At 60.3% G+C, this 3,203-nt stretch carries 1 protein-coding gene and 2 pseudogenes; all 3 read right to left on the reverse strand.

Annotation, left to right across the window (positions count from 1 at the left end; translation table 11 throughout):
• A pseudogene (locus tag A5622_RS00605) lies at positions 1 to 414 on the reverse strand (LysR family transcriptional regulator); the annotation flags it as partial.
• Between the two features lie 261 nt (positions 415 to 675).
• Positions 676 to 948: pseudogene (locus A5622_RS27695) on the reverse strand (transposase); the annotation flags it as partial.
• A gap of 155 nt (positions 949 to 1,103) precedes the next feature.
• Complete coding sequence (locus tag A5622_RS00615; protein WP_232002788.1) at positions 1,104 to 1,688, reverse strand: HAD family acid phosphatase; 585 nt, start codon at positions 1,686 to 1,688, stop codon at positions 1,104 to 1,106.
• Positions 1,689 to 3,203 lie beyond the last annotated feature (1,515 nt).

Genomic DNA, 3,203 nt, shown 5'->3' on the forward strand with positions numbered 1-3,203 from the left:
GGCGTTCTGGGCTTTCGGGGAGTTGAGCACCGGCCGACCCAAGCGGCGGACGTGCTGGAAAAACATGGCGCCGGCAATTCCGCCATCGCTGATGTGTACCGTTTGGGCGTCCGTGTGGGTAGAGAACAACTCGCCGTAGCGATTCCAGGAAGACCAGCTGGTGGAGTCGCTGTCGAGCAAGACCACAGTGTCCGCTGCTGCCACCGCGCAGCCATCCCCGCTGACAGCGGTCGCCTGGAGCTGTTGCGCGCCGATGACACGGGCCTCGAGGCCGTACTCGTCGAGTTCGGGAGGCTGAACCCAACAGATCGCCAGGTCAATGCCGCCTTCGGCGACCCGGGCGACTTGGGTATGTGACGGCAGCACCCAGGTGTCGATGTGGACATTCGCTACCGCCGCGGTCCGCTCGAACAAGTTCGCAGGAAGCCAATCGACATAGCCAAGCCGGACGGGATCAGAATCCGATAATCCAATTGCGCGAAGACGCAAGAGATCTGCTTGATCAACGAGGGCACCGGCGCTATCACAACGGTCCGCGGGGATCTTTGGCCATTCCTTTGGCGACTACTAAATCTAGAATCGGTGGGAGCCCGGGACGCAGCTGGCTGAGTCTGGGGCGGGCACGTCCAGGTGCGCGAGGATCAGCTGTTCGACGCTGTCAGCCGGAAAGAAGGTTCCCTTCGCGATCTCCCACAGCGCGCTCTTCTCCAACACCACGTCTGCGACCGGGCTTTTGAAGGTGGTGTTCTCGCGTTCGAGGGCTTTGAGGCGTTCAGGCGTCCTCGTCGTTCAACCCGCAAACTAGTTTCGCCACCGATGGTAGGTGCCCTCGGAGACACCCAGTTCGCAGCACACCGCCGCAGTGTCCTTACCCTCGGCCAGCAGCCAATCGGCCGCCAACAGCTTGCGCACAATCTGCTCAGGGCTGGGCCGCTTCCTCGTCGCCATGATCTTGATGAGCCTTCCTGCCCACGTCGTGGGCTGCAAAACTCTCATAAGCAATGCATCAAGCAAACGGGATCAGGCCAAACCGATACTTTGCGATCGAGCATCGAGCTCAAACGTGATGAGAACCCGCCAACAGTTTGGAGTGACCCAGTCACTCACGGCAGCCGGTAAAAGGGGTTGGGAAGCTGAAATGTCCGTTCAGAGAAGCCACCGTTTAGGTCTGATGGCTGGTCGCCGATATTGGCGATGATCAAATAGCCCTGCTGCTCTATTGCCCGCCGCTGCGGGGCCTTGAAATCTGTAGCGGACACAAAGTGCTCCCCAGCCGGTTCCATGATCAACTGTTTGTAGCCGATGTAGCCAACCGTCGCGAGGTTACGTTCTGTGCCGCCACGCTGTGGTTCCGAGCGGCCAGTGATAAGGAAAATGTCCGCGCCGTACGCCTTTGCAGTGTTGAAAATTTCAAGAGAAGATGCGATTGCGGGGTCCTCTCCACGATCGAACCATGCGTTGAGCCCACACGGACCGGCGGGAGGGACGTCGCACGGCCCGTTGAGGACAATGCCGAAGTCGTCGGCCTTAATCGCAACCCAGTTGGACAATGCGGTCTCATCGATGTCGAATACGACGGCAGGTTTGGCCACCTTGGGCGCTTCTGCGGTTATCCAATCTATCGCCGGCGTCGCGGCGGCTGCAAGGTCCGCTTCGTATGCACCGCTATCATGGTATTGCGTCGCCATGCTTTTCACATCGCCGATATTTGCAAGGTATCGCCAAGACACTTTAGGGTCTGGCTCGGCACGGGCACTGGGCCCGGCTGCAACGAAAGCCACAGCGGCACATAGAACGACATGGTTCAGCGTTCTTTCATGGCTCCATATGATGCCCAAGGGTGATCTGACGCGCATGGTACTGCTCCCATCTCTTTCTGATTCAGAGGGCGCCGTCTGGCAACTATGTCGTGCCGGAGTCCAGTTGACCGCCATTGATGCGCGTTGGGTTCGTAGTAAGTGCGGCAGGGAGGTCTGTACGGCGGCGACTGGGCGGCCAAGTGCGTTTACGCGGAGCGGTGCCCACAAACGGGCGGATCGAGAGGCGGTGGCCCGCAGCGGTGTCTCTGCAGGGCGTCGCGTGCCGGCCGCCGCCGAAAACGGCCCGCGAGAAGGTCCTCCGACGGCGGTTGTCGAAACCCACGCCGATCCGTTCAACGCGCTATAGCAGCGTCCGTTAGATGACATCAGCCGAACGAGGACTGTCGTGTCGAACCACAATGGAAAGAAGCCGCGTAAGACTAGGTCCGATGCGGCCACAGGCCCCGAGCACCCCGCAGAAATGCCTCACCTGACCGCTGGTGCCGTCGCTGTACAGCGGCCTGAAGCCCCCGCCGAGAAAGATATTCGTCCCCCCTTTCATAAGATCGAATGTGCCCTTGAGGCCCTGGCGCACCCCTGCTCCGTTGAGTGCCAGAGCACGCACAAATGCCTTGGGCGACAAGCCGCGCTCACCTTCGATCTCCGCTAACCTGACCAGCGCTGGGCAACTATCCACCCTTAAACCTTCCCTGGCATAACGGATCCATCTTCGAGGAAGTCAAGAAATTCTACTGTTCGCTGAGCGGCGATCGAAGCCTCGCAAGGGTTGTGACGAACGTGGTGTGGGCTTGATGCTGGTTGTGGAACGGCGGTCCCCGGAGCCCTTGGCGAGTCATGATGTGGCCCGCTCATTGCTCTCGTTGGGTCGTGGGTTGCGGTCGCGGTGATCTTGCGCGGAGCGGGGGCGAAGGTGAGGGTTAGGCGGCACCGCGGCCGGCTGTGCATTTACTCACCAAGCCAAACCTCAAGCAGCTCACAACCGAACTCGCATCTCCCTGCGTTCCTGTGGATTTGCCGTGGTCACCGTCGGACGAGCTTGCGCCGCTACGGCGGCGGTGGTTCTCACCGCCATCACGCCGGACGAACACCTGCTCGACGATCTCATGGACGAGCCCACATCACCAATCTCTACACCAGTCGCCACCCAACCCACTACATGGCGCCTGACATCCCCCACGATGGCTTTCTCGCGGACTTCCTCATGCGCCACAAAGAATTCATCCGCGACTGACGGCAGAAGCGACTGAAGTCATACACTGAATCTAAGATTCACCACGTATGCACCCAGGTGCGAGGAGGGGATGCCCGTGACGAACCGGCGCGACCGCAACGCCGAGGCCACCAGATCCGACATTTTGACAGCCGGACGCGAAATATTCTCTC

The organism is Mycobacterium sp. 1245801.1, assembly GCF_001673055.1.
Taxonomy (GTDB): domain Bacteria; phylum Actinomycetota; class Actinomycetes; order Mycobacteriales; family Mycobacteriaceae; genus Mycobacterium; species Mycobacterium europaeum_A.

Bases quoted from the DNA above. Each gene is read 5' to 3' on its own strand.
- A5622_RS00615 (WP_232002788.1), bottom strand. From the start codon at position 1,688: ATGGCGACGCAATACCATGATAGCGGTGCATACGAAGCGGACCTTGCA.